Raw genomic sequence first — 819 nt, 5'->3', positions numbered from 1 at the left:
ACCGGAACCTGACGCCTCAAGCTCCGGCCCGACCTGCGCCCCCTATGAACTACTCACTGGAGAGAAAGAACCCACCCAAACCCCACCCCTCCCTCCCGTCGGGCCAGGTCACTCCCGCGAGTGAATATGCCCAACTGGGCTGGATATGCCACCGGTTGCCTGCCCTACGCTCAGCGACAGCAGCACACCGCAAACCACCCCCAGACATGCGACGGCCCCCGCCGGGACTGGCATCCCAATGCGAGGGCCTGACCACCAAGGAAGAAGAGAGCTTCCCGATGGATACCGAAAACCCTAGTGCCCCCCTGCGCGCCCAGTCCCGTATCGCGCGCGAAAACCACCCCGCCGAAAAGCCGTTCGCCGGCGTGACCCACGACCACGTCCGCCACACCGAGAACTTCACGGTGGTCGGCAACGACCTGGTGCAGCATCCGGAGCTGTCGGGGCTCGCCATCGGCCTGGCCTGCTACATCCAGTCGGTCCGGCCGGGCACCGCCGTCGACATCAAGACGCTCGCCGCCCGCTTTCCCGAGGGCCCCACCCGCATCGCCGCCGCGCTGAACGAACTCGAAACCCACGGCTACCTGAGCCGCAGCAGGGAACGCACCGCCACCGGCCGGATCGTCACCCGCACCGTCTCCTGCAACAGGCCCGGCCACCGCAGCGCCACGCGGGACACGGCACCGCGCAGGCCCGCCCGGCGGCGCACGGACCCCGACGAGGCCGCGCCACGCAAGCGCCTCCCCGCCGTCCCGCAGCCTTCGTGCACCGCCCCCGCCCTCCTCCAAGCGGCGGTCGAAGTCCTCACCGGCCTGCGCC

At 70.1% G+C, this 819-nt stretch carries 1 pseudogene; it reads left to right on the top strand.

What is annotated here, in order from left to right:
- Positions 1 to 278 precede the first annotated feature (278 nt).
- Positions 279 to 819, top strand: a pseudogene (locus DMH12_RS38645) (helix-turn-helix domain-containing protein); the annotation flags it as partial.

The sequence above is a fragment of the Streptomyces sp. WAC 04229 genome, assembly GCF_003947455.1.
Lineage (GTDB): Bacteria > Actinomycetota > Actinomycetes > Streptomycetales > Streptomycetaceae > Streptomyces.
The sequence above is the reverse complement of the archived record's forward strand: the minus strand, read 5'-3'. Positions and strand labels throughout refer to the sequence as shown.